The following is a 23,229-nucleotide window of genomic DNA, read 5'->3' on the forward strand; positions in this document are numbered from 1 at the left end:
CGCATCTGTGTCGGACGACCAGCGCAAAGCCACCGGGGACGGCCAGCTGCGAGGGCTGAAGGTGGTCGAGTTCGCGCATGTGGTGGCCGGGCCGCTGGCGGGCTCGATGTTCGCCGACCAGGGCGCCGACGTCGTCCACGTCGAACCGCCCGGCGCCGGGGACGCGGCCCGCGCGATGGGGCCCCAGCGCGACGGCGTTCCCCTGTGGTTCAAGGTCGCGGGACGCAACAAGCGGTCGGTCACCCTTGACCTGCACCACGAGGCCGGCCGGGCCGTGGCCCACCGGCTCGTCGCCTGGGCGGACGTCGTCATCGTCACCCTGCGCGCCGGGCGCCTGCGCAGCTGGGGACTGGACTGGGAGTCGGTGCACCGGATCAACCCGAAGGCCGTGCTGCTACAGATCTCCGGCTTCGGCGCCACCTCCTCGCAGGCCGACGCGCCCGGCTTCGGCAAGATGGGCGAGGCCCGCAGCGGAGTCGTCCACCTGACCGGATTCCCCGACGGCCCGCCCGTCCACACCGGCTTCTCCCACGGCGACGCGGTGACCGGCCTGATGGGCGCGTATGCCGTCCTCGCCGCCCTCCACCGCCGCGACCACGACCCCGAGTTCGACGGCGAATGGATCGACCTCGCCCTCTTCGAGCCGCTGTTCCGGCTCGTGGAGTGGCAGGTCATCGTGCACGACCAGCTGGGGACGGTGGCCGAACGCGCCGGCAACCAGCTCGCCGTCGCCCCCGCCGCCGTGATCAACACCTATCGCTCCCGGGACGACGAGTGGATCACCGTGACGTCCGCGACGCCCCGCTCGGTGCGCAACGTCGCCCGCCTGCTCGGGTTCGCCGAGGAGGAGTTCGCCACGGCGCGGCAACAGCACGCCCGGCGGCAGGAGCTGGACGAAGGGCTGCGGGCATGGGTGTCCGAGCGCACCACCGACGACTGCCTGGCGGCGTTCGCCCGCGCCGAGGTCGTGGCCTCCCGGGTGTTCGACGCCGCGGACATCGCCGCCGACCCGGTCTACGCCGAGCGCGGCGACATCGTCACTGTCGAGGACCCCGACCTCGGTCCGGTGCGGATGCAGGCGGTGATCCCGCACTTCCGGCGCAAGCCAGGACGCGTGTGGCGGACCGGGCCGGCGCTCGGACAGGACAACCAGCTCGTCTACCGGGAGTGGCTCGGGCTCAGCGCGGAGGAACTGACCGGCCTGGAGAACAACGATGTCGTCTGAGAACCCGGCCGCCCCGCAGCGGCCCCCGCTGCGCTCCTTGCTGTTCGTCCCCGGCACCCGGACCGACTGGCTGCCCAAGGCGCGAGCGGCCGGCGCGGACGCGGTGATCCTCGACCTGGAGGACGCGGTGCCGCAACAGGAGAAGGCCGCCGCCCGCGCCCGGGTCGCCGAAGCCCTCGCCGGGACGGCCGCGGGACCGGACGACGGCATGGCCCACTTCGTGCGGATCAACCCGCTCGACGGCTGGACGGGCGCCGAGGAACTCCGCGCGCTCGCCCGTCCAGGCCTGGCCGGCATCGTGCTCCCCAAGGTGCGCTGCGCCCAGGACGTGCGGTTGGCCGACCGGCTGCTCACCTGGTGCGAGCACGAACAAGGGCTGCCCCCGGGGAAGTTCGCACTTGTGCCCCTGCTGGAGACGGCCCGCGCTCTGCACGCCGCGTACGATATCGCCGCAGCCGCCCCCCGCGTCGCCTACACCGGTGCCGTCACCGCCCCGGGTGGTGACGTCGAGCGCGCCATCGGCTACCGCTGGAGCCCGGCCGGCACCGAGACGTCGGCCCTGCGCTCCCGCGTCCTGCTGGACGTCCGGGCGGTTGGAGCACCGCACCCGGTCACCGGATTGTGGGCCCGCATCACCGACCTGGCCGGGCTGCGCTCCTTCGCCGAACAGAACCGCTCCCTCGGCTACGCGGGGATGATGGCCATCCACCCGTCCCACGTACCCGTCATCAACGAGGTGTTCTCCCCCGGCGACGACGAACTCGCCCGCTGCGCTCGCCTGGTCGCCGCCGTGGAGAAGGCGCAGGCCGACGGCGCGGGCGCGGTGTCGTTCGAGGGCGAGATGGTGGACGAGGCCATGGCGGCGACGGCGCGACAGGTCCTGCGACAGCACGCCCGCCCGTAGGGACTCTCCGGCGCCGCTCGTCGACGGCGACGGTGTACGCCCGGGGTCAGCCGAGCGGAAGCGGGCCCGCGTCCCGCGTGAACGGCGCCACGGATGCCGGGGCGCTGACCCGCCTCCGGCTCGCTCAGGCTCCGGTGGCGATGTCCGGCTTCAGCGTGGCGTTGCGGTCGAGCAGGTGGAACGCGGGGGTCCGCGACGCTGTTCTGTGGTCCGTGACAGACACCGGGCTGCTCGATATAGGCGCGAAGGTGGCGTTGCGCTCCGGCACGCTGGTCGAGTTGCGATCCGAGGGGGCGACAGGGCTGTTGGCCAGAGCCGGAGAGGCCGCGGCACCCAGCATGCCGAGGGCGAGGGCGCAGGTGGCGACGAGCTTCTTGGAGCGGGACATAGGGGGTACCTCCAGGAGGGTAAACGTGATCACTCTGGCGAACGACGTTACAACGGGAAGAATCGGGAATTGAGCGGTCCTTCGGACCCATGGCTCGATCCGCCGGATGCACGTCTTGATAGTGATACCCGCCCGCTCGCTACCTTCAACGAGCCCTGTACAGCGCCGAGGACCGCCCCGACGGCTCCCCCTCTACGCCGTCGGCGGCGGTCCTCGTGTCCCCCGTAGGACGATCCCCGTTTCCCCCGTAGGACGGTCCTCCGTCTTTCCCCCGTAGGACGGCTGCCCGAATCCCCCTGGCGGGCGTTCCCCCGTAGCCGTCCCTCGCGTTCTCCGGGGACCCGGTCCCCCGAATCCCCTCCGGGCCCCCGGAGAACGGGCTTCAGTTGGCCGGCTGGCTGGTCTGGTTGCGATCGTCCGTGCCGACCTCGCCCGCCGCCTCCTTGGCGGCCTTGGGCTTGATGGTCTGGTTGCGGTCCTTGGTGGTGATCTCGCCGCTCTCCGGCGTGACCTTCTCTTCGTGGTCGCTCATGGTGGCTTTCCCCTCTATGGGCTTGGTGGGCAGGTGCCCGCCCAGCGAACTCCCCCGTGGACCGCCGGACGGGCGTGTCAAGGCCGTTCACCCTAATGGGGAGTGGCCTTTCCCCCGCCGATCCGCCTGCCCCCCGACGCGCCGGATCGACTAATAAGAGAATGCCGGGCGTTGATAAACGATCGATGAACGTCTCATTGGCGGACGTTCGCGCACGTCTTCAGGCGGCGGCGCTGGGGGTCAGCAGATCGTGTACGGCCTCGGCTTCCGAGGCGCCCAGGCTCTCGTACTGCTCCAGCGCCTCGCGCCAGCACGCCTGGGCGCGGCGCTGCTGACCGATGGAGTCCAGCGCCCGCCCGAGCAGGGTCAGGGCGTTGGCCCTGCGCCAGGCCCCCCCGACGCTCCGCAGGATGGCCAGGGCCTGTTCCGCCAGGCCGGCGGCCTGGGCGGGGCGGTGGGCGACGAGCTGAACCTCTCCGAGGCGGAAGTACGCCATGCCTTCCCACAGCCGCTGACGGCTGTGCTGGAAGATGTCGAGCGCCTGCTGGAAGTTCCGTTCGGCCTCCACCAGCCGCTTCGCGGTGGTCAGCGCGATACCCAGTGCGTACAGGGTCGTGGCGCGCCGCATGGAGACGCTCAGGTGGTCATGGATCGACAGGGCCTGCTCGGCGAGGGCGATGGCCGTGTCGGTCTTGCCCAACTCGGTGTGCACCCGAGAGAGGTTGCACAGCGCGCTGGCCTCGGCCGACTCGTTGCCGTACGACCGGAAGGCTTCCAGCGCCCGGTCCAGGAAGCCTTCGGCGTCCAGGTGCCTGTTCTGGTAGTTGGCCACCAGGCCACGGTCGTTGAGCGCGTAGGAGGAGGAGATGGGGTCGCCCGCCTCCACGCCGAGCGGTCCGGCTTTCCTCGCCTCCGCGTCGGCCCGGTCGAAATGACCGGTCGCGAGGTGTATGCCCGTCAGTACCGACCGGGCTCGGGCCTCCGCGTGCGCGTCCCCGGCGTCCTGCGCCGCCTGCTTCATCGCCGTGGCTCCCAGCTCGTACTGCCGTACGTAGCTGCCGGACTCGGCCAGCGCGCTGGTGGCCATCAGCAGGTCCACAGCCCGGCGCAGTGTGGGGCCGGAGGCGAGCTGGCCGGCGCAGGCGAGGAAGCAGCTGGATTCGGCGAAGAGCCAGTCGATGGCCGCGTCGCGGTTCGCGAAGTCCAGTCCTTCCCGCTCGGTGGACTCCAGGTGGTCCATCAGCCGTTCGGCGGGGCGCTCCAGCATGTAGCAGTTCTGCGCCGTCGCCAGGTAGAAGTCCAGCAGCCTCGTCAGGGCCGCGTCCCGCTCGCTGGGCGGCTGCTCGTCGCGTTCGGCGCAGGCGCGGGCGAAGAGACGGACGAGGTCGTGGAAGCGGTAGCGGCGCGGCGCGGCCGACTCCAGCAGGGAGGTGTCGACCAGGGACTCCAGGACGTCCTCGGCGTCCTCCGGAGTGCGGTCCAGCATGGCCGCCGCCGCGTGCAGGGAGATGTCGGGCCCCTCCGCGAGACCCAGCAGCCGGAAGGCACGGCCCTGTTCGGCGTCGAGCTGGCCGTAGCCCATCTCGAAGGTGGCCTTCACCGCCTGGTCCCCGGCCTGGAGCTCGTCCAGGCGGCGCCGCTCGTCGGCGAGCTTGCTCGCGAGCACCGCGACGGTCCAGGTGCGGCGGGAGGCCAGCCGGGCGGCGGCGATACGGATCGCCAGGGGCAGGAAGCCGCACGCCGCGACCACGTCCATCGCCGACTTGCGCTCGGCATCCACGCGCTCTTCCCCGACGATGCGGGTGAACAGGGCCATGGCCTCGTTGGGGCTCATCACATCGAGGTCCACGAGGTAGGCCCCCGCCAGGTCGACCATCCGCACGCGGCTGGTCACCAGCGCCGCACAGCCTGCCGTGCCCGGCAGCAGCGGCCGGACCTGCGCCGCGTCGCGGGCGTTGTCGAGCAGGGCCAGTATGCGGCGGCCCGCCAGCAACGACCGGAAGAGGGCCGAGCGCTCCTCCACCCCGTCCGGTATGGCGCAATCGGCCGTTCCCAGGGCGCGCAGGAAGGAGCCCAGGACCGTTCCGGGGTCGGCGGGGGTGGAGCCCGCGCCCTGGAGGTCTACGTAGAGCTGGCCGTCGGGGAAGCGGTCGGCGGCGGCGTGGGCGACGTGGATGGCCAGGGTCGTCTTGCCGACGCCGCCGATGCCCGCCACCGCTGAGACGGCCATGACGGTGCCCTCGGCCTGGGCGAGCTGGTCGCCGAGTTCGGCGACGAAGGGCTTGCGGCCGGTGAAGTCGGCGACGGTGGCCGGGAGCTGGGCGGGACGGGTGACAACGGGGGCCGAGTCGGCTGCCGGAGCTTCGGCCTGGTAGGCGAGTTCGTCGTCGGCCTCCAGGATGCGCCGTTGGAGGTCGGAGAGCTCGGGGCAGGGGTCGACGCCGAGTTCGTCGGCGAGCAGGCGGCGGGTGTCGGCGTAGACGGCGAGGGCCTCGGCCTGCCGGCCGCTGCGGTAGAGGGCGAGCATCAGCAGCTCGCGCAGGCGCTCGCGCAGCGGGTGTTCGGCGGTCAGCGCTGTCAGTTCGCTGACGGCCTCCGCGTGGTTGCCGACCTGGAGGTCGAGGTCGAGGCGCAGCTCCAGCAGGCTCAGGCGCCACTCGGCCAGGCGGGTGCGCTGGGTTTCGGCGTAGGGGCCGGGGATGTGGGCGAGGGGCTCGCCGTTCCACTGGTCCAGCGCGGCGCTGTACAGCTCGCGGGCTCTGGCGCGCTCGCCGCCCGAGGCGGCCTTTTCGGCCCGCATGGCCAGATCGTGCGCGGCGTTCAGGTCCAGGAGGACCTCGGGCCCGGTGTGGATGGCGTAGCCGCCGGATTCGCTCACGAGGAGTTCGGCGTCGGTGCCGAGTGCCTTGCGGATGCGGGAGGCGTAGGTGCGCAGCGCGGCCTTCGCCTGGTCGGGCGGCTCCTCGCCCCAGAGGGCGTCGATCAGTTCCTCGGCCGTCGCGGTGTGCCCGGCGCGCAGCAGCAGCGCCGCGAGCAGGGCCTTTTGCTGAGGCGAGCCCATGCCCAGCGCCTGGCACCCGCGCGCGGCGCGCACGGGACCGAGCACAGTGAAGTGAAGGTGCTGTTCCCCGCGCTCCGTTCCGTGCGGTGTGAGGTCCTCCGCGCCCATGGTGCCCCCTGCTATCTGCGCTCCATTGCCGCATGGGTCAGTCTGCCTTGTCCATGGCAATTACGTCAGCTCGGGTACCGGCCTCTCTGCCAACCCTTCGAATTCGCCACCCCCCGCCACGGGTCCGAAGGCCGTGGTAGTGCTGACCAAGGAGCTGACGGTTCGTCAGATCAGCGCTACCGTGGACCGCATGGAGACCTTCCCGAAGATCATCTCGGTGGACGACCACACGGTCGAACCCGCACACGTCTGGCGGGACCGGCTCCCGTCCAAGTACCGGGACACCGGGCCCCGCGTCGTCCGCGCGCCGCTGAAGGAGATGACCTTCGTCGGCGGGAAGTTCGCGCCGAAGATGGGTGCGCCCGGCGACGAGGGGCCGCTCGCCGACTGGTGGGTGTACGAGGACCTGCACCGCCCGCTGACCAGGCTCGATACGGCCGTCGGCTACGACAGGGACGAGGTGCGGCTGGAGGCCATCACCTACGAGCAGATGCGGCCCGGCTCCTTCGACGTGCCCGCCCGCCTGGCCGACATGGACGTCAACCACGTCCAGTCCGCGCTCTGTTTCCCCACTTTCCCGCGCTTTTGCGGCCAGACCTTCACCGAGGCCAAGGACCGCGAGCTGGGCCTGTTGGGGGTGCGCGCCTACAACGACTGGATGGTCGAGGAGTGGTGCGGGCCCCAGGCGCACGGCCGTCTCATCCCGCTGACGCTGGTGCCGCTGTGGGACGCGGAACTGGCCGCCGAGGAGGTACGGCGCAACGCCGCGCGCGGCGTACGCGCCGTCTGCTTCTCGGAGATACCCCCGCGGCTGGGCCTGCCGTCCATCCACGGCGACGAGTGGGACCCTTTCCTGCGCGCCTGCGACGAGACCGGCACCGTCATCGCCATGCACATCGGCTCGTCCAGCAAGATGCCCTCCACCTCGGCGGACGCGCCGCCCGCCGTCGGCTCCACGATCACCTTCGCCAACTGCTGCTTCTCGATGGTCGACTGGCTGATGAGCGGCAAGTTCGAGCGGTTCCCCCACCTCAAGATCATGTACGCCGAGGGCCAGATCGGCTGGATTCCATACATCCTTGAGCGCGCCGATGTGGTGTGGGAGGAGAACCGGGGCTGGGGAGGCGTGGCGGACAAGGTGCTGCGCCCGCCCTCGGAGCTGTTCGCGGAACACGTCTACGGCTGTTTCTTCGACGACGCCTTCGGCCTGAAGAACATCGACGCCATCGGCGTGCCCAACGTGCTGTACGAGACCGACTACCCGCACTCGGACTCCACCTGGCCCAAGTCCAAGGAAGTCGGCGAGGCCCAGATGGGACACCTCGCGGCCGACCTGGTGGAGCGGATCGTGCGCGGCAACGCCATCGACCTGCTGGGCCTCACCCCCGAGGGGCTGTGGGCCGGGGCCTGAGAAGGAAGCCTCACCAGGAGGCGGCGGGAGCACCGTCCGGCTGTGTCCGCCGGACCCGCTCCCGCCGCCTGCCTCGTCGTCCCGCCCGCTCCGGCGGAGGGGGCTCAGCCCAGTGGGCGCACCGGCAGGGTCTCGTGCCCGAAGGAGATGAGGGAGGCGACCTGCGCCACCTCGTCCTCGGGCACGGCCAGGGCCAGCCGGGGGAAGCGCTCGAAGAGCGCGGGCAGCGCCGTACGGGCCTCCATGCGGGCGAGCGGGGCACCCATGCAGAAGTGCACCCCGTGCCCGAAGGCCAGGTGCTCGGTGGCGGGACGCGTGATGTCGAAGACAGCGGCTGTCTCGCCGTACTTGTCCGGGTCCCGGTTGGCCGAGGCGATCGTGGAGAGGATCGCGTCGCCCTGCCGGATGGTGGTGCCGTCGGGCAGCTTGATCTCCTCGACGGCGTAGCGCAGCGGCAGGTTGGCGATGCTGGGGGCCCAGCGCAGGGTCTCCTCGATGACGTCGTCCCACGTCGCCTTGCCGTCCCGGACGAGCTGGAGCTGCTCGGGGTGGGTGAGCAGGGCGTGCACGGCGTTGCCGATGAGGTTGACCGTGGTCTCGTGCCCTGCGCCGATCATCAGCAGCAGGGTGTCGAGCAGTTCCTTCTCGTTGAGACGGGCGCCCTCGTCGTCCCGCGCCGAGACCAGGAGGCTGGTCAGGTCGTCGCCGGGCTCCTTGCGCTTGGTCTCGACCAGGGCGCTGAACGCGGTGTGGATGTCCATCCCGGTCTGCTGGGCCTGCTCGACGGTCAGCGTGGTGTCGAAGACCGCCACCATCAGCCGTTTCAGCTCCGGCCGCTGGTCCTCCGGGACGCCGAACAGCTCGCAGATGACGTTCATCGGCAGCGGGTGGGCGTAGAAGGCGCGCAGGTCCAGCGTCCCGCTGTCCGCCGCCTCCCGCGCCATCGCGTCGAGCAGCTCTTCCGTGATCCGCTCGACCTGGGGCAGCATCGCCGCCGTCCTGCGGGCCGTGAACGCGGGGGCCACCAGCTTCCGCAGCCGCTTGTGGTCCTCGCCGTAGGAGGTGAGCATGTTGGTGACGCTGACCCAGGTGGCGACCCACGTCTCGTGGAACTCGCCGCGCTGCCACGGAGGCCAGTGCTTTCTGGGGTCCTTGGAGACCCGCGGGTCCCTGAGCAACTGCTTGAGGACCTCGAACTCGCTGACGTACCAGGCGTGGATCCCGGCGGGCAGCTCTACCAGGGTCGCGGTCGCCCCTAGACCCCGTATGCGGTCGGCCTCCCCGTGGAGGTCGCGTCCGAGGGGGTCGATGAGGACGGGCTGCTCTTCCAAGGAGTCTCTCCTGCTTGATCGGGGCTGATGGGGGTGAATCTGCTGGGCAGTGCGACCAGTCCGCGCTGGAACGGGCCGTGCCGCCACTTCAGCTGGTCGTAGGGCACCGTCAGCTCGATGTCCGAGAGCCAGGCGGTGAGCCGTTCGATGGCGGTGGTGGCGATGAGCAGCGCGGGCTGCTGGACGGGGCAGGCGTGCGGGCCCGCCGCCCAGGCCAGGTGCGCGCCGCCGCCGGAGCCGGTGGCCCCGGCGCCCTCGCCCGGCGCGGTGCGCCCGCCCTGGGTGCTGGTGGCCGCGTAGGAGACCAGCACGAGCTGTCCGGCGCGCAGCCAGACGCCGTGGAAGTAGACGTCGCGCTTGGGGTAGTGCGCGGAGTAGTTGGCCATCGGCGGCTCGTTCTTGAGCACGTCGTGGAGGGCGTCGCGGGCGGTCAGCGCGCCGCCCGACAGGTTGCCGTAGTAGCGGTCGTCCACCAGCATCCGGCTGAGCGCGTTGCCGATCAGGTTGGACAGCGGCTGGTAGCCGGCGCCCAGCGTCACCACGATCTGCTGGACGACCTCCTCCTCGGTCAGCCCGGCGGGGTGGTCCATGAACCAGGAGGTCAGGTCCTCGCCGCGCGCGTGCTTCTTGGCGCCGGTCAGCTCCATGATGTAGCGGGTGTACGCGGTGTCGGCCGCCGCCGCCTCCTCCGGCGTCTCGGCGTCGAACATCCCGGCGATGCCGTCGATCAGCAGCTCGCCCATGGAGTCCGGCAGCCCGAAGACCCGGTTGAAGACCAGGAGCGGCAGCAACTTGGCGTACTGGCCCATCAGATCGGCCTCGCCCGCCAGGCCGAAGTTCGCAATCAGGTTGTCCGAGACCTCCTGGACGGTACGGCGCAACTCGTGAGGTTCCATCCGGGCGAAGCTGTCGGAGATCACCTTGCGGTAGCGGGTGTGCGCCTCGCCGTCGGTGAACAGCGCGTTGGGCCGGGCCCGCAGCATCGGCATCACCGCGGAGTCCTGCGGCAGCGCGTCCTGCCAGCCGGTGGGGTCCTTGGCCCAGGTGACGGGGTCGTGCAGCAGGTCCAGCGCCGCGCGGTAGTCGATCACCAGCATGGCGCCCAGGCCCGGCGAGAGCTCCACCGGCGCCACATCGCCGTACTCCCGCAGCCGTTCGTAGACCGCGTACGGGTCGGCGGCGAACTCCTCGCCGTAGAGCGGTACCACGTCGTGGCCGGGGCGCGCCAGCGGGGGCGGCATGGGGCCCGGTCCGGGGGCGGCGGGGAAGGTCACGCGGGCTCCTGGGGCTGGCTGGGCGACTGCTGGGACTGCTGGTCGAACACATCGAGCACATGGCCGACGAGCGCGATGAGCGCGTCGGCCGACTGGTCGCGGCTACGCGCGTCGCACACGACGAGCGGTGTGTCCGGGTGCAGGTCGAGGTGGTCGCGCAGGGTGTCGGGGTGGTGCGCCGGTGAGTCCGGGAAGGAGTTGACGGCCACCGCGTAGCGCAGCCCCGCCTCCTCGATCATGTCCATCACCTCGAAGGAGTCCGCGAGGCGGCGGGTGTCGGCCAGCACCAGGGCACCCAGCGCGCCGCGCGCGATGTCCTGCCACAGCGGGCGGAAGCGACGCTGGCCCGGGGTGCCGAACATGTAGAGCACCAGGTCACCGGGGAGCGTCAGCCGTCCGAAGTCGATGGCGACCGTGGTGGTGGTCTTGTCCCGGACCCCGGCCAGGTCGTCGACCATCGCGCCGGTACGGGTCATCACCTCCTCGGTGTGCAGCGGCTCGGTCTCCGACAGCGATCGGATGAACGTGGTCTTGCCCACCCCGAACGGCCCCGCGACCAGGAGCTTCACCAGTGTCTGGGGGTTGTCGCCCAGATATATGGAGCCGGCTCCTGCGTCCGGACTAGGAGGACTTGAGAGTGCGGAGTCCATCGAGAACTTTCTCCAGAATCTGCCGCTCCGGCAGTTCGGCGTCGGGAATCGGGGCGCGGGCCCGCAGTCGGCCCGCGTCCACCAGGTCGGCCACCAGGACCTTGACCACACTGACCGGGAGCCGCAGCCGCGCGGCGGTCTCGGCGAGCGTCAGCGAACCGGGGCGCAGCAGCTCCAGCATCCGCTTCTCCTCCGGGCGAAGCCCGGGCTGAGCGGGATCTGCCGCGCCGTACAGCACGGTGAGCCGGTCGAGGGTGTTACGGCTGGGCAGGGCACGCCCGGTCGTCGCCAGATAAGCGGGCACCAGGCGCCTGCTGTCGCGGGGCGGCGGGGTCATGTGGAGGCGTTGTCCCTCGGCGGGCTGCTCATGACCTTTGCCCCCAGCGAGGCGACCTGGACCTGCATGTGGTGGGTGACGACGCCCATGTTCACCTCGGGCGCGGCGAAGACGGCCAGCGTGGTGTTCTGCCCGGCCGGGATCGCCAGGACCCAGCCGTTGTCGGACTCGATCACGGTCTGCCGCAGCCGCACCTCGTAGGTGCCGGCGAACGCCGCCGTGGTGGTCCGGGCCGCGCCCTGGAGCGCGGAGAGCATCGCGGCGACGCCCTCGGCCGACTCCCGCTTCAGTTCGGGCGAGCGGCCCTCGATCAGGCCGTCTCCGGAGATGACGGCCGCGTGGATGACGTGTGGCAGATCCATGAGCGGGGCCAGCACCCAGGATGTGTCCTCCCGGACGGACCGGCGTGCGGGGATTGTCATGCGAGCGGATTCCCTTCAGCGGAATGGGGATCGGCGAGGTGGTGGTCGTCGGCCGCGCCACCGTGCGCGGGGTCCTCGGCTGAGCCGCCGTCGGCGGCGGCGCGGCCGGAGCTCGTACCGCGCTGGAAGGCGGCCCAGCGCTCGGCGCTCTGTTCCGGTGATGCCTCGGGGGCCGCCGCTTCCGGCTCCGTGGTGGCGGCCGGGGCGGCCTGCGCGCCGGGTGCGGGGGCGATGCCCGCCCCGGCCTCCGGGTCGGGCCTGCGCCTGCGGCGGCGCGGCAGTTCGCTTTCGGCGTCCTCGGTCATGGCACTCCCGGTGGCGGGCGCGGTGTCCCCGCTCGCGCCTCCGACCCAGTCCGTGGCCGGTTCGAGGGGCGCCGACGACGGGGCAGGCGCGTGCTGGGTGGAGGTGCGGCCCGGCAGCGGGGGAGTGGTGGGCGGGAGCGGCGCCATCGCTGACATGGGCTGCTCCACCTCGTCCAGCAGCGTGAGCAGCGGCTCGCCCGGGATGTGCACGATGGCGCGCACACCGCCGTAGGGGGAGGCTTCCACGTGGGTGGTGAAGCCGTATTGCCGCACGAGCTGCCCCACCGCCGCGAGACCCGTCCTGGGCGGGTCGCCCAGCTCGGTGAGCAGCACCGTGTCCGGCCCGGCCATCATGTGCCGGGCGTTGGCCAGCTCGTCGGTGTGCATGCCGACGCCCGCGTCGTCGATGATCACCGAGGCGCCGCGGTTGCCCTGCTGGAGGGTGACGGGCACCGGCAGGTCGGGGTGGGAGAAGTGCAGCGCGTTGCCGATCAGCTCGGTGAGCACCACCGCGACGGGCTCGACCGCGCGCGCCACCACACCCACCGGGTCGCGCAGCTGGTTGGCGATCTGGACCCGCTCGTAGCCGCTGAGCCGGGACATCGCGCCGACGACGATGTCGCTCAGGTGGGAGTTCTGGCGGGTGAGGCCCGGCCAGGCGCCGCAGACCACGGCGGTGGACTGGATACGGCGCAGCGCCTGCTCGTTGAGGAAGTCGGCGGCCAGCAGGTCCTCGGCGATCCCGGGGTCGTCGTAGCGCTCCTGCATCAGCTGGAGCCGGGTCTGGAGCTGGTAGAGCAGCGCCTGGATGGTGGTCGTGGCGCCGCGCATGGCCGCCTGGGCGGCGCCGTCGACGCGCAGCCGCTCCTTGGCGACCGCGTCGCCGACCTGGTCCAGCACCGCTGTGAGGGCGCGGTCCAGCTCGCTGCCCGCGACGGCGGGGTCCAGGGGGCCGCGTACGGGGACGTTCGGGTGGGCCAGGGCCGCCGTCAGGTCCGGAAGGCGGGCACCGGCCAGGTGCCGCACCTCCGCCTCGGTGCCCTGGACCCGCGCCGTGAGGGCCGCTTGGTGCCCCGCGGCGGTCTGGAGGTCTCGTTCGAGGGTCGAGGAGCGCTTGCGCAACCGTTTCGTCTCCCCGCGCGAACGCGCCAGCAGGAAGGCGAGCGCCACGGCCGCCGCCGTCCCCACGGACAGGATGACGGTCAGCGCCACCGGTATCTCGGTCATCGGCGTCCTTGAGCGATTGGGTTGTCGTGCGGGCCGAACCCGCCGGGCCACGGCCGGGTGGCGGCCTGCGGAGCCGGCGGACCGGTTCCTGGGCACAGCGGTTCGGACATGCTCTCTCAGTCCCTCCCGTCACGCAGCCATATGCGGAAGATGGCTTGTTGATTGTGTTCAGCAAATCATCCGCGCGCGCCCGCGCTGTGGCCGGTGTGTCCCCGGAGCTTCCCACCCCTTGCCTGATGGACCGTCAGATACGAGCATGGGCCCGTGCTGAACTTCCCCGCCGGGCGGCTCGCCTACGGCATCCAGCTGCCGGTCCAGTCACAGAGCACCCTCTACGCCGAGCCCTGGGAGGCCACGGCCGGACCCGCCGAGCTGCTGGCCGTGGCGCGCGCGGCGGACCGGGGCGGCTTCGGCTATGTCGCCTGCTGTGAACATGTCGCGATCCCCCGGCGGTTGGCCGGTGCGATGAGCACCGTGTGGTACGACCCGGTGGCCACCCTCGCCTTCCTGGCCGCCGCCACCGAACGGGTGGCCCTGCTCAGCCACGTCGCCGTCGTGGGCCTGCGCCACCCGCTGGCCGGGGCCAAGCAGTACGCCACCCTCGACCGGCTCTCCGGCGGGCGGCTGATCCTCGGCGTGGGCGCGGGACACGTACGCGAGGAATTCGACGTGCTGGGCGCGGATTTCGAGGGGCGCGGCCGGGTTCTCGACGAGACCATGGAGGCGCTCAAGGCGGCCTTGGGCGAGGAGGAGTTCCCCGAGTTCGCGGGCGAGCGCTTCGCCTTCTCCGGACTGGGCCAGCAGCCCCGGCCCGTGCAGACGCCCCGGCCCCCGCTGTGGGTCGGCGGCTCCTCGCCGGCGGCGGTGCGGCGGGCCGCGCTGCGCGGCGACGGCTGGCTCCCGCAGGGCGACCCGCGCGAGGCGCTGCCGGACCGGATCGAGCGGATACGGCGGCTGCGGGCCGAAGCGGGGCTCGGCGCGGCGCCGTTCACCTTCGGAGCCATTGTCGAACCGCTCTACGTCGGCACCCCGGAGTGGGAGGTGGGCCGCCGCACGCTCAGCGGTTCCGCCCCGGCGCTGGCCGAGTCGCTGCGGGCCTACCGCGCGATGGGCGTCAGCCAGATCCAGGTCCGCTTCCGCTCCCGCGCGGTGTCCGAACTGACCGACCAGATGGACGCCTTCGCCTCCGAGGTCGCACCTCTGCTGCGGGACTGACCCGTGCGCGGTCGCACAGCCGGCCGCCCGGAGCCGCAAGCCCCCACCGGACAACAGCCCCGGAGCCGACCGCTCGGCGCCGACCGCTCGGAGCCGCACAGTCAACCGATCAGAAGGGACGGCCGGTCATGGGGAAGCTGGATGGCAGGGTGGCGCTGGTGAGCGGTGCCGCGCGGGGCCAGGGTGAGCAGGAGGCCCGGCTGTTCGCCGCCGAGGGCGCCAAGGTCGTCCTGGGCGACGTCCTGGACGAGCGGGGCGAGCGGGTCGCCGCCGAACTGGGCGCCGAGTCCGCCGCCTACGTGCACCTGGACGTACGCAGCGAGGAGAGCTGGCAGGCGGCTGCCGAGGCGGCCGAGCGCCGGTTCGGACCCGTGGACGCGCTGGTCAACAACGCGGGCATCCTGCGCTTCCACGAGCTGGCCGCGACCCCCGTCGAGGAGTTCCGCGAGGTGATCGAGGTCAACCAGACCGGCTGCTTCCTCGGCATGAAGACCCTCGTGCCGTACATCGAGCGGGCCGGCGGCGGCACCATCGTCAACACCGCCTCGTACGCGGCCATGGCGGGCATGGCCTTCCTCACCGCCTACGCCGCGAGCAAGGCCGCCATCGTGGGCATGACCCGCGTCGCGTCCATGGAGCTGGCGGGCAAAGGTGTGCGGGTGAACGCCATGTGTCCCGGCGCGATCGACACCCCGATGACGAACCCGGCGAAGGCCGCCGAGAGCGGGCTGCGGGTGGAAGGAGGCGGTGCCGGGGAACTGGACGCCTTCTACGCCAAGCTCATCCCGCAGGGCCGGGTGGGGCGGCCGGAGGAAGTCGCCCGGCTGGCACTCTTTCTGAGCTGCGAGGACTCCTCGTACGTCACGGGGCAGCCGTTCGTCATCGACGGCGGGTGGCTGGCCGGGGTCTCCGTCCTTTGACCCCCGGGCCGCTGGTCCGGGGGCGGTCTCTGTTCCCGGAGCTGCCTCGGCTCCCGGCTCCGGCCCCCATCTGCCCGCACGGGCCCCCGGTGCGGCGTGTTTGCTCCTTTACTTGTGAACACGCGCGACGTGGCGCCCTGCGGCGTGCCCTCATTTTCGTCAGGAAGGTTTCGCAAGTCCTTCCGTCTCCCGCACGCGATTTTCACGGAATCTCCCCGCCCGGCTCCACGGTGCCGTCCGGGTGGTCCGCCGGTATTGACGGCCCTACCGGGCGGTGCGAGAGTCGGATCCGTCGAGATCTGACGGTGCGTCAGAAACGAAGAGGGAGTGAACCGCCGTGGAATTCGGGCTCTTTGTTCAGGGGTACGTGCCCGCAGCGCGGGCCCAGGCCGACCCCCAGGCCGAGCACAACGCACTGGTCGAGGAGACCGAATACGTCATCCAGGCGGACAAGTCGGGCTTCAAGTACGCGTGGGCCTCCGAGCACCACTTCCTGGAGGAGTACAGCCACCTGTCGGCCAGCGACGTCTTCCTCGGCTATCTCGCACACGCCACCGACCGCATCCACCTCGGTGCCGGCATCTTCAACCCGTTGCCGCAGGTCAACCACCCGGTGAAGGTCGCGGAGAAGGTCGCCATGCTCGACCACCTCAGCGGCGGGCGCTTCGAGTTCGGCACGGGCCGGGGCGCGGGCTCCCACGAGATCCTCGGGTTCCTGCCGGGCATCACCGACATGAACCACACCAAGGAGATCTGGGAAGAGACGATCGCCGAATTCCCCAAGATGTGGCTCCAGGACGAGTACGAGGGCTTCCAGGGCAAGCACTGGTCCCTGCCGCCGCGCAAGGTGCTGCCCAAGCCGTACGGGGGCTCGCACCCCGCCATGTGGTACGCGGCGGGCTCGCCCTCCTCGTACGCCATGGCCGCCAAGAAGGGGCTCGGCGTCCTCGGCTTCAGCGTCCAGAAGGTCTCCGACATGGAGTGGGTCCTGGAGTCCTACAAGGGCGCGGTCAAGGACGCGCAGCCCATCGCCGACTACGTCAACGACAACGTCATGGTCACCTCCACCGCGATCTGCGCGGAGACGACGGAGAAGGCGAAGCGGATCGCGGTGGAGGGCGGGCTCAACTACCTCCAGTCCCTCCTGTTCCGCTACCACGACACCTTCCCCCGGCCCGAGGGCATCCCCGAGTGGCCGGAGCTGATCCCCGAGTACACCGAGGAGATCGTCGACCTGCTCATCGCCGAGGAGCTGATGATCTGCGGCAACCCGGAGGAGGTGCTGCGCCAGTGCAAGCGGTGGGAGCAGGCCGGCGCGGACCAGCTCTCCTTCGGGCTGCCGATCGGCATCTCCTCCGAGGACACGCTCAACACGATCAAGCTCATCGGTGAGCACGTGATCCCGCAGATCGACACCGACCCGGTCCACCGCACGACGCGCTTCCGCCGCACGGCGCTGGGCTGACACGCCTGTGGCGGCCCCGCTCTTCTCCGGTGCCTCGGTGCTCCGCGCGGGGCTTTCGCCTTGACCCTGGTACGCCCGGCCGCCGGGCGACGCTTCGGCGCTCCGCGCCGGGGTCGGGGGCCGACGTTCTGTACGAGCGACCTAGGAGGTACCTCTCAGCATGCTTGATCACCTCATCAAGGGCGCGACCCTCGTCGACGGTACCGGGGCGCCCTCGCGTGTGGCCGATGTCGGGATCCGGGACGGGCGGATCGCCGTTGTCGGGGAGGCCGGGAGCGTGCGGGAGGAGGCCCGGAGCAGTCAGGACGCCGCCGGGCTGGTGCTCGCGCCCGGCTTCGTCGACCCGCACACGCACTACGACGCCCAGCTGTTCTGGGACCCGTACGCCACCCCCTCCATGAACCACGGCGTGACCACCGTCGCGGGCGGCAACTGCGGCTTCACGCTGGCGCCGCTCCACCCCGACCGGCCGCAGGACGCGGACTACACACGGCGGATGATGTCCAAGGTGGAGGGCATGTCCCTGGTCGCGCTGGAGGAGGGCGCGCCGTGGAACTGGCACTCCTTCGGCGAGTACCTGGACGCGCTGGAGGGCCGGACCGCCGTCAACGCGGGCTTCATGGTGGGCCACTGCGCGCTGCGCCGGCATGTGATGGGCCAGGACGCGGTGGGCGGGCAGCCCACCGAGGCGCAGCTGGAGGCGATGCTCCAGCTCTTCCACGAGGCGATGGAGGCGGGCGCGTGGGGGCTGTCGACCACGCAGTCCTCCACCCACTCCGACGGCGACGGCAAGCCCGTCGCCTCCCGGCACGCGCGCCCCGAGGAACTGCTCGCGCTCTCCCGCGCGGTCGCCGAGCACGAGGGCACCCAGATCGAGGCGATCGTCGCGGGGTGCCTGGATCAGTTCTCCGACGAGGAGATCGACCTGTTCGCGCGGATGTCGGCCGAGGCGGGGCGGCCCCTCAACTGGAACGTGCTGACCATCGACGCCGCCGTACCCGAACGGGTGCCGCGCCAGCTGGAGGCCAGCGAGCGCGCGCGGCGCGAGGGCGGGCGGGTCGTCGCGCTCACCATGCCCATCCTCACGCCCATGAACATGTCGCTGGGCACCTTCTGCGCGCTCAACCTCATCCCCGGCTGGGGCGACATCCTCTCGCTGCCCGTCCCCGAGCGCATCGCGAAGCTGCGCCAGGCGGACGTGCGTACCGAGATGCTGCGCAGGGCCGACAGCAAGGAGGCCGGTGTCTTCCGCCGGCTGGCCAACTTCGACCGCTACGTCATCGGGGACACCTACTCGGCCGCCAACGAGGGCCTGACCGGCCGGGTCGTCCGCGACATCGCCGCCGAGCGCGGCCAGGACCCCTTCCACTGCCTGGTCGAGATCTGCGCGGGCGACGAGCTGCGGACGGTGCTGTGGCCGATGCCCGCCGACAACGACCCCGCCTCCTGGGAGCTGCGCCGGCAGACCTGGGAGCACGAGGACGTCATGCTCGGCGGCTCCGACGCGGGCGCGCACCTGGACCGGATGTGCGGCGCTCCGTACACCACGCGCTTCCTCGGCGACTGTCTGCGCGGCCGGAAGCTGGTCTCCCTGGAGCGGGCCGTCAAGATGCTCACCGACGATCCCGCGCGGCTGTTCGGGCTGCGGGAGCGGGGCAGGGTGACCGAGGGCTGGCACGCCGACCTGGTGCTCTTCGACCCCGAGCGGATCGACGCGGGCCGGGCCACGCTGGTGCACGACCTGCCGGGCGACAGCCCCCGGCTGGACTCGGAGGCCGTGGGCGTCGTCGGCGTGTGGGTCAACGGCGTGGAGACCATACGCGACGACAAGGTCACCGGTGCCGTGCCCGGCACGGTCCTGCGCTCGGGCCGCGACACGGAGACGGTCAGCACCCGCTGACCCGCCGACCCGCCGATCCGCGCGGCACCGCGGCACGGAAGCACCACGGCGCATCGGCGGCCGGGTGAGGGCGCGTTCCCACTGCCCTTCCCGGCCGTCGCCCGCGCAGGCCCCGGTTCAGGACGTCACCATCTCAGGGGGTGACCACCTCAAGACGTGGTGGTGGTACACGTGGTGTTGAGCGTGTATCCCGGTTTCATCTTCTTGCGCTCTTGCGCCTTGAGCTTGCCGTCGACGTAGATCTGGCAGCCGATTTCCTTGCTCGGCTTCTCCGACGCCACCTGCATGCTCAGCGACCGGCCCGGCCGCGACGTGAGCTTCTTCGAGAACGGCGTCTTGATGTGGTCCAGATCCAGGTCCGGATCGTCGGCGCTCTTCTTGTCCTTGGAGTCGAACAGGATCCCGGGGATGTACACGCTCGCGGGCGAGTCCCCTGTCACCTTGATCTCGACGGTGACGTCGCTCTTGACCGGGCTCGCCGGACCGTCGGACTTCGCGACTCCCTGAACCCGGTCGTCATCGCCCCCGTCGTCGGAGCAGCCGGTCGTCAGTAATGCCGTCACGGCCGCCAGGCAGGCAGCCGTCTTCCATGTGCGCATCGTTCCCCGATCCCCGTGATCGCTCTTCGGATGTCGGTCACGATCCGCGGTGCGGGCAGCCGACCGTGCGATGGTCACACGCGGGTGGCCGGGGAGCCACCGGTTCCGGAACTGATCCGCAGGACATCTGAGCTGGTCACGAGATCAGTTGCGGTGGCTGCGCGGCTGCGGCGGCTGCGGCCGGGGAGCCGGCCACGCCGCCGCGGCCCGCGTCAGCGCCGTCGCAAGGAGGCGTCCGCCAGCGCCGGCGCCGTGTAGTAGAAGTCGTCCGGGTTCACATCGGTGCCCGGCGGGACGATCTCGTCGATGCGGTCCAGCACATCGGCGCTCAGCGTCACCTCCGTACCCGTCAGCAGCGAGTCCAGGTGCTCCATGGTGCGCGGCCCCAGCAGCACCGAGGTGACGGCCGGGTGGCTGCGGACGAACGCCACCGCCATGTGCCGCAGCTCCAGACCCGCCTCCTCGGCCAGCTGCGCCAGTGCGCGCACCGCCTCCAGCTTGCGGGCGTTGTGCGGCAGGGACACATCGAACTTGTGGCGCTCTATGGCGGTGCGGCCCGCGCTCAGGTCGATGTCCTCGGCCGAGCGGATGCGCCCGGAGAGCCAGCCCGCCGACAGCGGCCCCCACACCAGCACCCCGAGCCCGTAGCGCTGCGCGGTCGGCAGGAGCGCGCCCTCCACGCCCCTGGCCAGCATCGAATACGGCGGCTGCTCGGTGCGCGGGCGCACATGCCCGCGCCGCTCGGCCGTCCACTGGGCCTCCACCTGGAGCTCCGCCGGGAAGGTGGAGGTGCCCACCGCCCGGACCTTGCCGGCCCGTACGAAGTCCGACAGCGCGGCGAGCGACTCGTCGATGTCGGTGTGCGGGTCGGGCCGGTGGAGCTGGTAGAGGTCCACATGGTCGGTGCCCAGCCTGCGCAGGCTGTCGTCCAGGGCGCGGGTCAGCCAGCGGCGGCTGTTGCCACGCTGGTTGGGGTCCTCGCCCATCGGCAGGCTCGCCTTGGTGGCCAGCACGACCTCGTCCCTGCGGCCCTTGAGGGCGCGGCCGACGACCTCCTCGTTGATCCCGTTGCCGTAGACGTCGGCCGTGTCCACCAGGTTGATACCCGCGTCCAGCGCGCGGTGGATGATCCGTACGCAGTCGTCGTGGTCGGTGTTGGTGGTGCCGAGCATCATCGCGCCCAGCGCGTGGTCGCTCACCGAGATGCCGGTGCCGCCGAGAATCCTGCGTCGCACAGCTGTGCCCCTGTCTGATTTCCGCGCCGGAGCCCGTCGCTCCGACATGACCACCCTCGGCCCGCCCGCCCCCTCCAGCCAGATCCGGCGCAACCTGGGTTCGCCAGTACCACCCTTCGGCCGATACTGGGTTCATGAAGCCGGACAGCATGGGTATGGACGCGTTCCTCAAATCCCGCAGGGCCGCGATCGACCCGGCGGACGCCGGGCTCCCGCCGGTCCACAACCGGCGCCGGGTGCCGGGCCTGCGCCGGGAGGAGGTCGCCCAGCTCGCGGGCATCAGCGTCGACTACTACACCCGCATCGAACAGGGCAGGGCGCACAGCATCTCCGACCCCGTGCTCGACGCGCTGGCCCGTGCCCTGCGGCTGAGCACCGACGAGCACGCCTACCTGCGCGACCTCGCCGACCCCCGGTTCGGCCACGCCGACGCCGAGCCCGTCGTACGGCCCGAGATCCAGCGGCTGCTGGACGCCATGGACCCCTCCGTGCCCGCCCACGTCGTCGGGCCGGGGCTGGACTATCTGGCCTGGAACGCGCTGGGCGGCCGGGTCGCCTTCGACCTGGAGGCCCTGCCCCCGGACCGGCGCAACGCCCCGCTCCTGGTCTTCCTCCACCCCGACAGCCGCGACCTGCACCCGGACTGGGACGGGGTGGCCGCCGAAACAGTCGCGGCCCTGCGCGCCGACACCGGCCGCTACCCCTGCCACCCCCGCGTCAAGGGCGTCCTGAGCGAACTCCTCGACCGCAGTGCGGAGTTCCGCTCCCTGTGGGAGGACCAGCGGGTCCGCGCGAGGCTCTCGGGCAGCAAGCGGATCCGCCACCCCGAGGTGGGCGAGCTGGAGGTGACGTACGAGACCCTCCAGCTCACCGTCGACGTGGACCAGGTGCTGTGCACCTACACCGTCGAGCCCGGCTCACCCTCGGAGACGGCCCTGCGCCGCCTCGCGGACCGGCCGCGCGAGTGGTCCGCGGCATAGCGGTCCGCGGGGGAGTGTCCCCGGCGCGTTCACCCGCCCAGCCAGACCGGGTTGGTCAGCGCCGCCATCGCCCCCGGCAGCCCGGACCCCGCCTTCGCGGGGTGCCGGACCTCGGCCCGTACGTAGGTGGCGAGCGAGGGTGTCGTCCGCCAGGTCAGGGTGGGGCCGGGGCCGGTGCGCATCGTGCCCTCGTCCGTGACCAGGTGCAGCGTGCCGCCCTCGGGCGCGCCGCGCACCGTGAGGGAGACCGTGACCTCGGCGTCCGGGGCGGCGCGCAGGGCGCCGCCGAGCGTGGCGTGCGCGCCCCGGGAGGTGCGCGCCGTCAGTTCGGCCGGCACCTTGGACGACTCGGCCACGTACGAGCGCCCGGCGCGGATCGCCGCCAGCAGGGGACGCCGCGCCAGTTCGTCGGCGTACACCACGGTCTGCGGCAGCCCGACGTCCTGCCCCTCCTTGTGCGCGTCGCTGTTGCCCATGGCGGGCAGCCACTCCTCGCGGCTGACGAGCATGTCGTCCCAGGCGGCCAGCGCGAGTTCGTCGTCGGCCGTCCACGGGCCGTTCCACACCTCGACCGCGTCCGCGTGCTCGTAGCCGAACTTCCACCGGCAGCCCACGAACGGGCAGTTCGGATGCGCGGGCACCACCAGGCCGTCCGCCCGGTGGATGGCGCGGGCGAAGCGCGGATAGGCGTCGTCCCTGGCCCGGTAGCGCCAGTCGAGGAAGGTGCCGGGGTCGGTGCCCAGCGCCAGGTAGTGGCCGTTGCGGGTGGTGATCTCCTCGCCGCACAGCACCAGCAGATCCTCCCCCCACAGCCCCTGCCACGCGGCGTGCGCTGAGGTGGTGTTGTGCTCGGTGGTGGTGAGGAAGTCCAGTCCGGCGGCGCGGGCCGCCGCCGCCACCTCGGCGGGGGTGCGGGCGCCGTCGGAGTGCACCGTGTGCAGATGGCAGTCACCTCGGTACCAGGCCCGGCCCCGCCCCTTGGCCCGCTCGGGCGGGTAGGCGGGCGCGGGCGTGCGGCCCGGCTCGCCGCGTCGCAGGGTGACCGTCACCTCGTAGTCCAGGCCCTGCGGCGCCACCGTGTAGGGGCCGAGCACCACCTGCCAGGTGCCCGCGCGGACGGGCCCCGCCAGATAGCCCGGCGTCGCCTGTTCGGCGCTGATGGTGAACGTGTCACGGAACCCGCCGGACCAGCCCCGGAAGCCGCGTCCGCCCAGCGAGGTGCCGCGCTCGTCGAAGACGCCGATGTCCAGCGCGTTGCCGGGTGTGCCCGCCGGGACGTCCGGCTTGTCGTAGCGGTAGGAGACGGAGAGCTCGCGGATCCCCTCGGGGACCTCGACGGGCAGATACACGAAATCGGGCGCACCGGTGGGCAGGTGCCCGCGCACCGTATGGCGCACGGTCTCCCCGGCGCCGTCGCCCCGCCCGTCGTCCCCGGCCCCGTTCGGCCCGGTGCGGTCCTCCCCGCTGCCGTCGGCGCGGGCGAAGCCCACCGGGCCGAGCGCCATCGCCGTGGCCGCCCCCGCCGCCAGCGACAGCCTGAGCGCGGCACGCCTGCCGGGCGGTGCTTCACGCTCGCCGGGCGGTGCTTCACGCTCGCCGGTCCGCGCTTCGCGCTCGCCGGGCGGGGCCATCTCGCCAGCCCCCACAGCCTCCGCCGTCCCTGTCACCCCAGTCACCTCGACGACCCCGGCAGCCCCCGTGGCCCCTGCGGCACCCCGCGCGTGCGGTCTTTCTCCGGAC

Annotated in this window: 20 protein-coding genes; 8 read left to right on the forward strand and 12 right to left on the reverse strand. The window is 71.9% G+C overall.

The genetic code is table 11. From position 1 onward, the window contains the following. The first annotated feature begins 7 nt into the window (after positions 1 to 7). Both OHB04_RS23815 and OHB04_RS23820 read left to right on the forward strand, forming a co-directional pair. Positions 8 to 1,225 (forward strand): CaiB/BaiF CoA transferase family protein, encoded by a 1,218-nt coding sequence (locus OHB04_RS23815; RefSeq protein ID WP_326689685.1) that lies wholly within the window; start codon positions 8 to 10, stop codon positions 1,223 to 1,225. Next, positions 1,215 to 2,129 carry an HpcH/HpaI aldolase/citrate lyase family protein gene (locus tag OHB04_RS23820; protein ID WP_326808253.1) on the forward strand — a complete coding sequence of 305 codons (915 nt, stop codon included), beginning with the start codon at positions 1,215 to 1,217 and terminating at the stop codon, positions 2,127 to 2,129. Before OHB04_RS23815 ends, OHB04_RS23820 begins: the two co-directional genes overlap by 11 nt. 124 nt (positions 2,130 to 2,253) lie before the next feature. Here OHB04_RS23820 and OHB04_RS23825 read toward each other — a convergent pair whose 3' ends face one another. The 3 genes from OHB04_RS23825 to OHB04_RS23835 all read right to left on the reverse strand — a co-directional run bounded on the left by OHB04_RS23825 (position 2,254) and on the right by OHB04_RS23835 (position 6,218). After that, positions 2,254 to 2,517: a hypothetical protein gene (locus OHB04_RS23825; protein WP_326808254.1), complete on the reverse strand. Its 264-nt coding sequence runs from the start codon at positions 2,515 to 2,517 to the stop codon at positions 2,254 to 2,256. Positions 2,518 to 2,899: 382 nt separating this feature from the next. Further along, entirely contained in the window at positions 2,900 to 3,049 is a 150-nt protein-coding gene (locus OHB04_RS23830) for a hypothetical protein (protein WP_326689688.1), read from the reverse strand. 220 nt (positions 3,050 to 3,269) lie between these two features. Further along, positions 3,270 to 6,218: an AfsR/SARP family transcriptional regulator gene (locus OHB04_RS23835; protein ID WP_326808255.1), complete on the reverse strand. Its 2,949-nt coding sequence runs from the start codon at positions 6,216 to 6,218 to the stop codon at positions 3,270 to 3,272. 190 nt (positions 6,219 to 6,408) lie between these two features. On the opposite strand from OHB04_RS23835, the gene OHB04_RS23840 reads away from it, so the two are divergent. Further along, the gene (locus tag OHB04_RS23840) at positions 6,409 to 7,629 is read left to right on the forward strand and encodes an amidohydrolase family protein (protein WP_326689690.1); all 1,221 of its coding nucleotides are present in this window, start codon (positions 6,409 to 6,411) and stop codon (positions 7,627 to 7,629) included. Positions 7,630 to 7,733: 104 nt separating this feature from the next. On the opposite strand, the gene OHB04_RS23845 is transcribed toward OHB04_RS23840, so the two are convergent. Genes OHB04_RS23845 through OHB04_RS23870 form a run of 6 tightly spaced genes read right to left on the reverse strand, consistent with a single transcriptional unit; the run spans position 7,734 to position 13,175 of the window. Beyond that, a complete protein-coding gene (locus tag OHB04_RS23845) occupies positions 7,734 to 8,960 on the reverse strand; it encodes a cytochrome P450 family protein (protein ID WP_326689691.1) in 1,227 nt (408 codons plus the stop codon). Continuing rightward, positions 8,885 to 10,201 (reverse strand): cytochrome P450, encoded by a 1,317-nt coding sequence (locus OHB04_RS23850; protein WP_405807395.1) that lies wholly within the window; start codon positions 10,199 to 10,201, stop codon positions 8,885 to 8,887. The genes OHB04_RS23845 and OHB04_RS23850 overlap by 76 nt, the downstream gene beginning before the upstream one ends. Before the next feature lie 29 nt (positions 10,202 to 10,230). Then, positions 10,231 to 10,884, reverse strand: a complete 654-nt coding sequence (locus OHB04_RS23855; RefSeq protein ID WP_326689693.1) for a GTP-binding protein — start codon at positions 10,882 to 10,884, stop codon at positions 10,231 to 10,233. Beyond that, positions 10,856 to 11,221 carry a DUF742 domain-containing protein gene (locus OHB04_RS23860; RefSeq protein WP_326689694.1) on the reverse strand — a complete coding sequence of 122 codons (366 nt, stop codon included), beginning with the start codon at positions 11,219 to 11,221 and terminating at the stop codon, positions 10,856 to 10,858. The genes OHB04_RS23855 and OHB04_RS23860 overlap by 29 nt, the downstream gene beginning before the upstream one ends. Beyond that, the gene (locus OHB04_RS23865; RefSeq protein ID WP_326689695.1) at positions 11,218 to 11,643 is read right to left on the reverse strand and encodes a roadblock/LC7 domain-containing protein; all 426 of its coding nucleotides are present in this window, start codon (positions 11,641 to 11,643) and stop codon (positions 11,218 to 11,220) included. The genes OHB04_RS23860 and OHB04_RS23865 overlap by 4 nt, the downstream gene beginning before the upstream one ends. Then, on the reverse strand, positions 11,640 to 13,175 hold the full coding sequence (locus OHB04_RS23870; RefSeq protein WP_326689696.1) for an ATP-binding protein: 1,536 nt from the start codon (positions 13,173 to 13,175) through the stop codon (positions 11,640 to 11,642). Before OHB04_RS23870 ends, OHB04_RS23865 begins: the two co-directional genes overlap by 4 nt. Positions 13,176 to 13,439: 264 nt before the next feature. On the opposite strand from OHB04_RS23870, the gene OHB04_RS23875 reads away from it, so the two are divergent. The 4 genes from OHB04_RS23875 (at position 13,440) to OHB04_RS23890 (ending at position 18,675) form a co-directional block, all read left to right on the forward strand. Beyond that, positions 13,440 to 14,390: a TIGR03619 family F420-dependent LLM class oxidoreductase gene (locus OHB04_RS23875; protein WP_326808256.1), complete on the forward strand. Its 951-nt coding sequence runs from the start codon at positions 13,440 to 13,442 to the stop codon at positions 14,388 to 14,390. A gap of 128 nt (positions 14,391 to 14,518) precedes the next feature. Then, positions 14,519 to 15,310 carry an SDR family NAD(P)-dependent oxidoreductase gene (locus OHB04_RS23880; RefSeq protein ID WP_326689698.1) on the forward strand — a complete coding sequence of 264 codons (792 nt, stop codon included), beginning with the start codon at positions 14,519 to 14,521 and terminating at the stop codon, positions 15,308 to 15,310. A gap of 337 nt (positions 15,311 to 15,647) precedes the next feature. Next, a complete protein-coding gene (locus OHB04_RS23885) occupies positions 15,648 to 16,775 on the forward strand; it encodes an LLM class flavin-dependent oxidoreductase (protein WP_326689699.1) in 1,128 nt (375 codons plus the stop codon). 160 nt (positions 16,776 to 16,935) lie between these two features. Then, positions 16,936 to 18,675, forward strand: a complete 1,740-nt coding sequence (locus OHB04_RS23890) for an N-acyl-D-amino-acid deacylase family protein (protein WP_326808257.1) — start codon at positions 16,936 to 16,938, stop codon at positions 18,673 to 18,675. 149 nt (positions 18,676 to 18,824) lie between these two features. Here OHB04_RS23890 and OHB04_RS23895 read toward each other — a convergent pair whose 3' ends face one another. Beyond that, positions 18,825 to 19,352 carry a hypothetical protein gene (locus tag OHB04_RS23895; RefSeq protein WP_326689701.1) on the reverse strand — a complete coding sequence of 176 codons (528 nt, stop codon included), beginning with the start codon at positions 19,350 to 19,352 and terminating at the stop codon, positions 18,825 to 18,827. A gap of 134 nt (positions 19,353 to 19,486) precedes the next feature. Further along, a complete protein-coding gene (locus OHB04_RS23900) occupies positions 19,487 to 20,509 on the reverse strand; it encodes an aldo/keto reductase (RefSeq protein WP_326808258.1) in 1,023 nt (340 codons plus the stop codon). A gap of 134 nt (positions 20,510 to 20,643) precedes the next feature. On the opposite strand from OHB04_RS23900, the gene OHB04_RS23905 reads away from it, so the two are divergent. Next, on the forward strand, positions 20,644 to 21,489 hold the full coding sequence (locus OHB04_RS23905) for a helix-turn-helix domain-containing protein (protein WP_326808259.1): 846 nt from the start codon (positions 20,644 to 20,646) through the stop codon (positions 21,487 to 21,489). A 29-nt stretch (positions 21,490 to 21,518) separates the two neighbouring features. On the opposite strand, the gene OHB04_RS23910 is transcribed toward OHB04_RS23905, so the two are convergent. Beyond that, positions 21,519 to 22,994 carry a CehA/McbA family metallohydrolase gene (locus OHB04_RS23910; protein WP_326809506.1) on the reverse strand — a complete coding sequence of 492 codons (1,476 nt, stop codon included), beginning with the start codon at positions 22,992 to 22,994 and terminating at the stop codon, positions 21,519 to 21,521. Positions 22,995 to 23,229 lie beyond the last annotated feature (235 nt).

It is taken from the genome of Streptomyces sp. NBC_01775 (assembly GCF_035917675.1).
Classification (GTDB): Bacteria; Actinomycetota; Actinomycetes; order Streptomycetales; family Streptomycetaceae; genus Streptomyces.

Bases quoted from the DNA above. Each gene is read 5' to 3' on its own strand.
- OHB04_RS23820 (WP_326808253.1), top strand. From the start codon at position 1,215: ATGTCGTCTGAGAACCCGGCCGCCCCGCAGCGGCCCCCGCTGCGCTCC.
- OHB04_RS23825 (WP_326808254.1), bottom strand. From the start codon at position 2,517: ATGTCCCGCTCCAAGAAGCTCGTCGCCACCTGCGCCCTCGCCCTCGGC.
- OHB04_RS23830 (WP_326689688.1), bottom strand. From the start codon at position 3,049: ATGAGCGACCACGAAGAGAAGGTCACGCCGGAGAGCGGCGAGATCACC.
- OHB04_RS23835 (WP_326808255.1), bottom strand. From the start codon at position 6,218: ATGGGCGCGGAGGACCTCACACCGCACGGAACGGAGCGCGGGGAACAG.
- OHB04_RS23840 (WP_326689690.1), top strand. From the start codon at position 6,409: ATGGAGACCTTCCCGAAGATCATCTCGGTGGACGACCACACGGTCGAA.
- OHB04_RS23850 (WP_405807395.1), bottom strand. From the start codon at position 10,201: ATGCCGCCCCCGCTGGCGCGCCCCGGCCACGACGTGGTACCGCTCTAC.
- OHB04_RS23855 (WP_326689693.1), bottom strand. From the start codon at position 10,884: ATGGACTCCGCACTCTCAAGTCCTCCTAGTCCGGACGCAGGAGCCGGC.
- OHB04_RS23860 (WP_326689694.1), bottom strand. From the start codon at position 11,221: ATGACCCCGCCGCCCCGCGACAGCAGGCGCCTGGTGCCCGCTTATCTG.
- OHB04_RS23865 (WP_326689695.1), bottom strand. From the start codon at position 11,643: ATGACAATCCCCGCACGCCGGTCCGTCCGGGAGGACACATCCTGGGTG.
- OHB04_RS23870 (WP_326689696.1), bottom strand. From the start codon at position 13,175: ATGACCGAGATACCGGTGGCGCTGACCGTCATCCTGTCCGTGGGGACG.
- OHB04_RS23880 (WP_326689698.1), top strand. From the start codon at position 14,519: ATGGGGAAGCTGGATGGCAGGGTGGCGCTGGTGAGCGGTGCCGCGCGG.
- OHB04_RS23890 (WP_326808257.1), top strand. From the start codon at position 16,936: ATGCTTGATCACCTCATCAAGGGCGCGACCCTCGTCGACGGTACCGGG.
- OHB04_RS23905 (WP_326808259.1), top strand. From the start codon at position 20,644: ATGAAGCCGGACAGCATGGGTATGGACGCGTTCCTCAAATCCCGCAGG.
- OHB04_RS23910 (WP_326809506.1), bottom strand. From the start codon at position 22,994: ATGGCGCTCGGCCCGGTGGGCTTCGCCCGCGCCGACGGCAGCGGGGAG.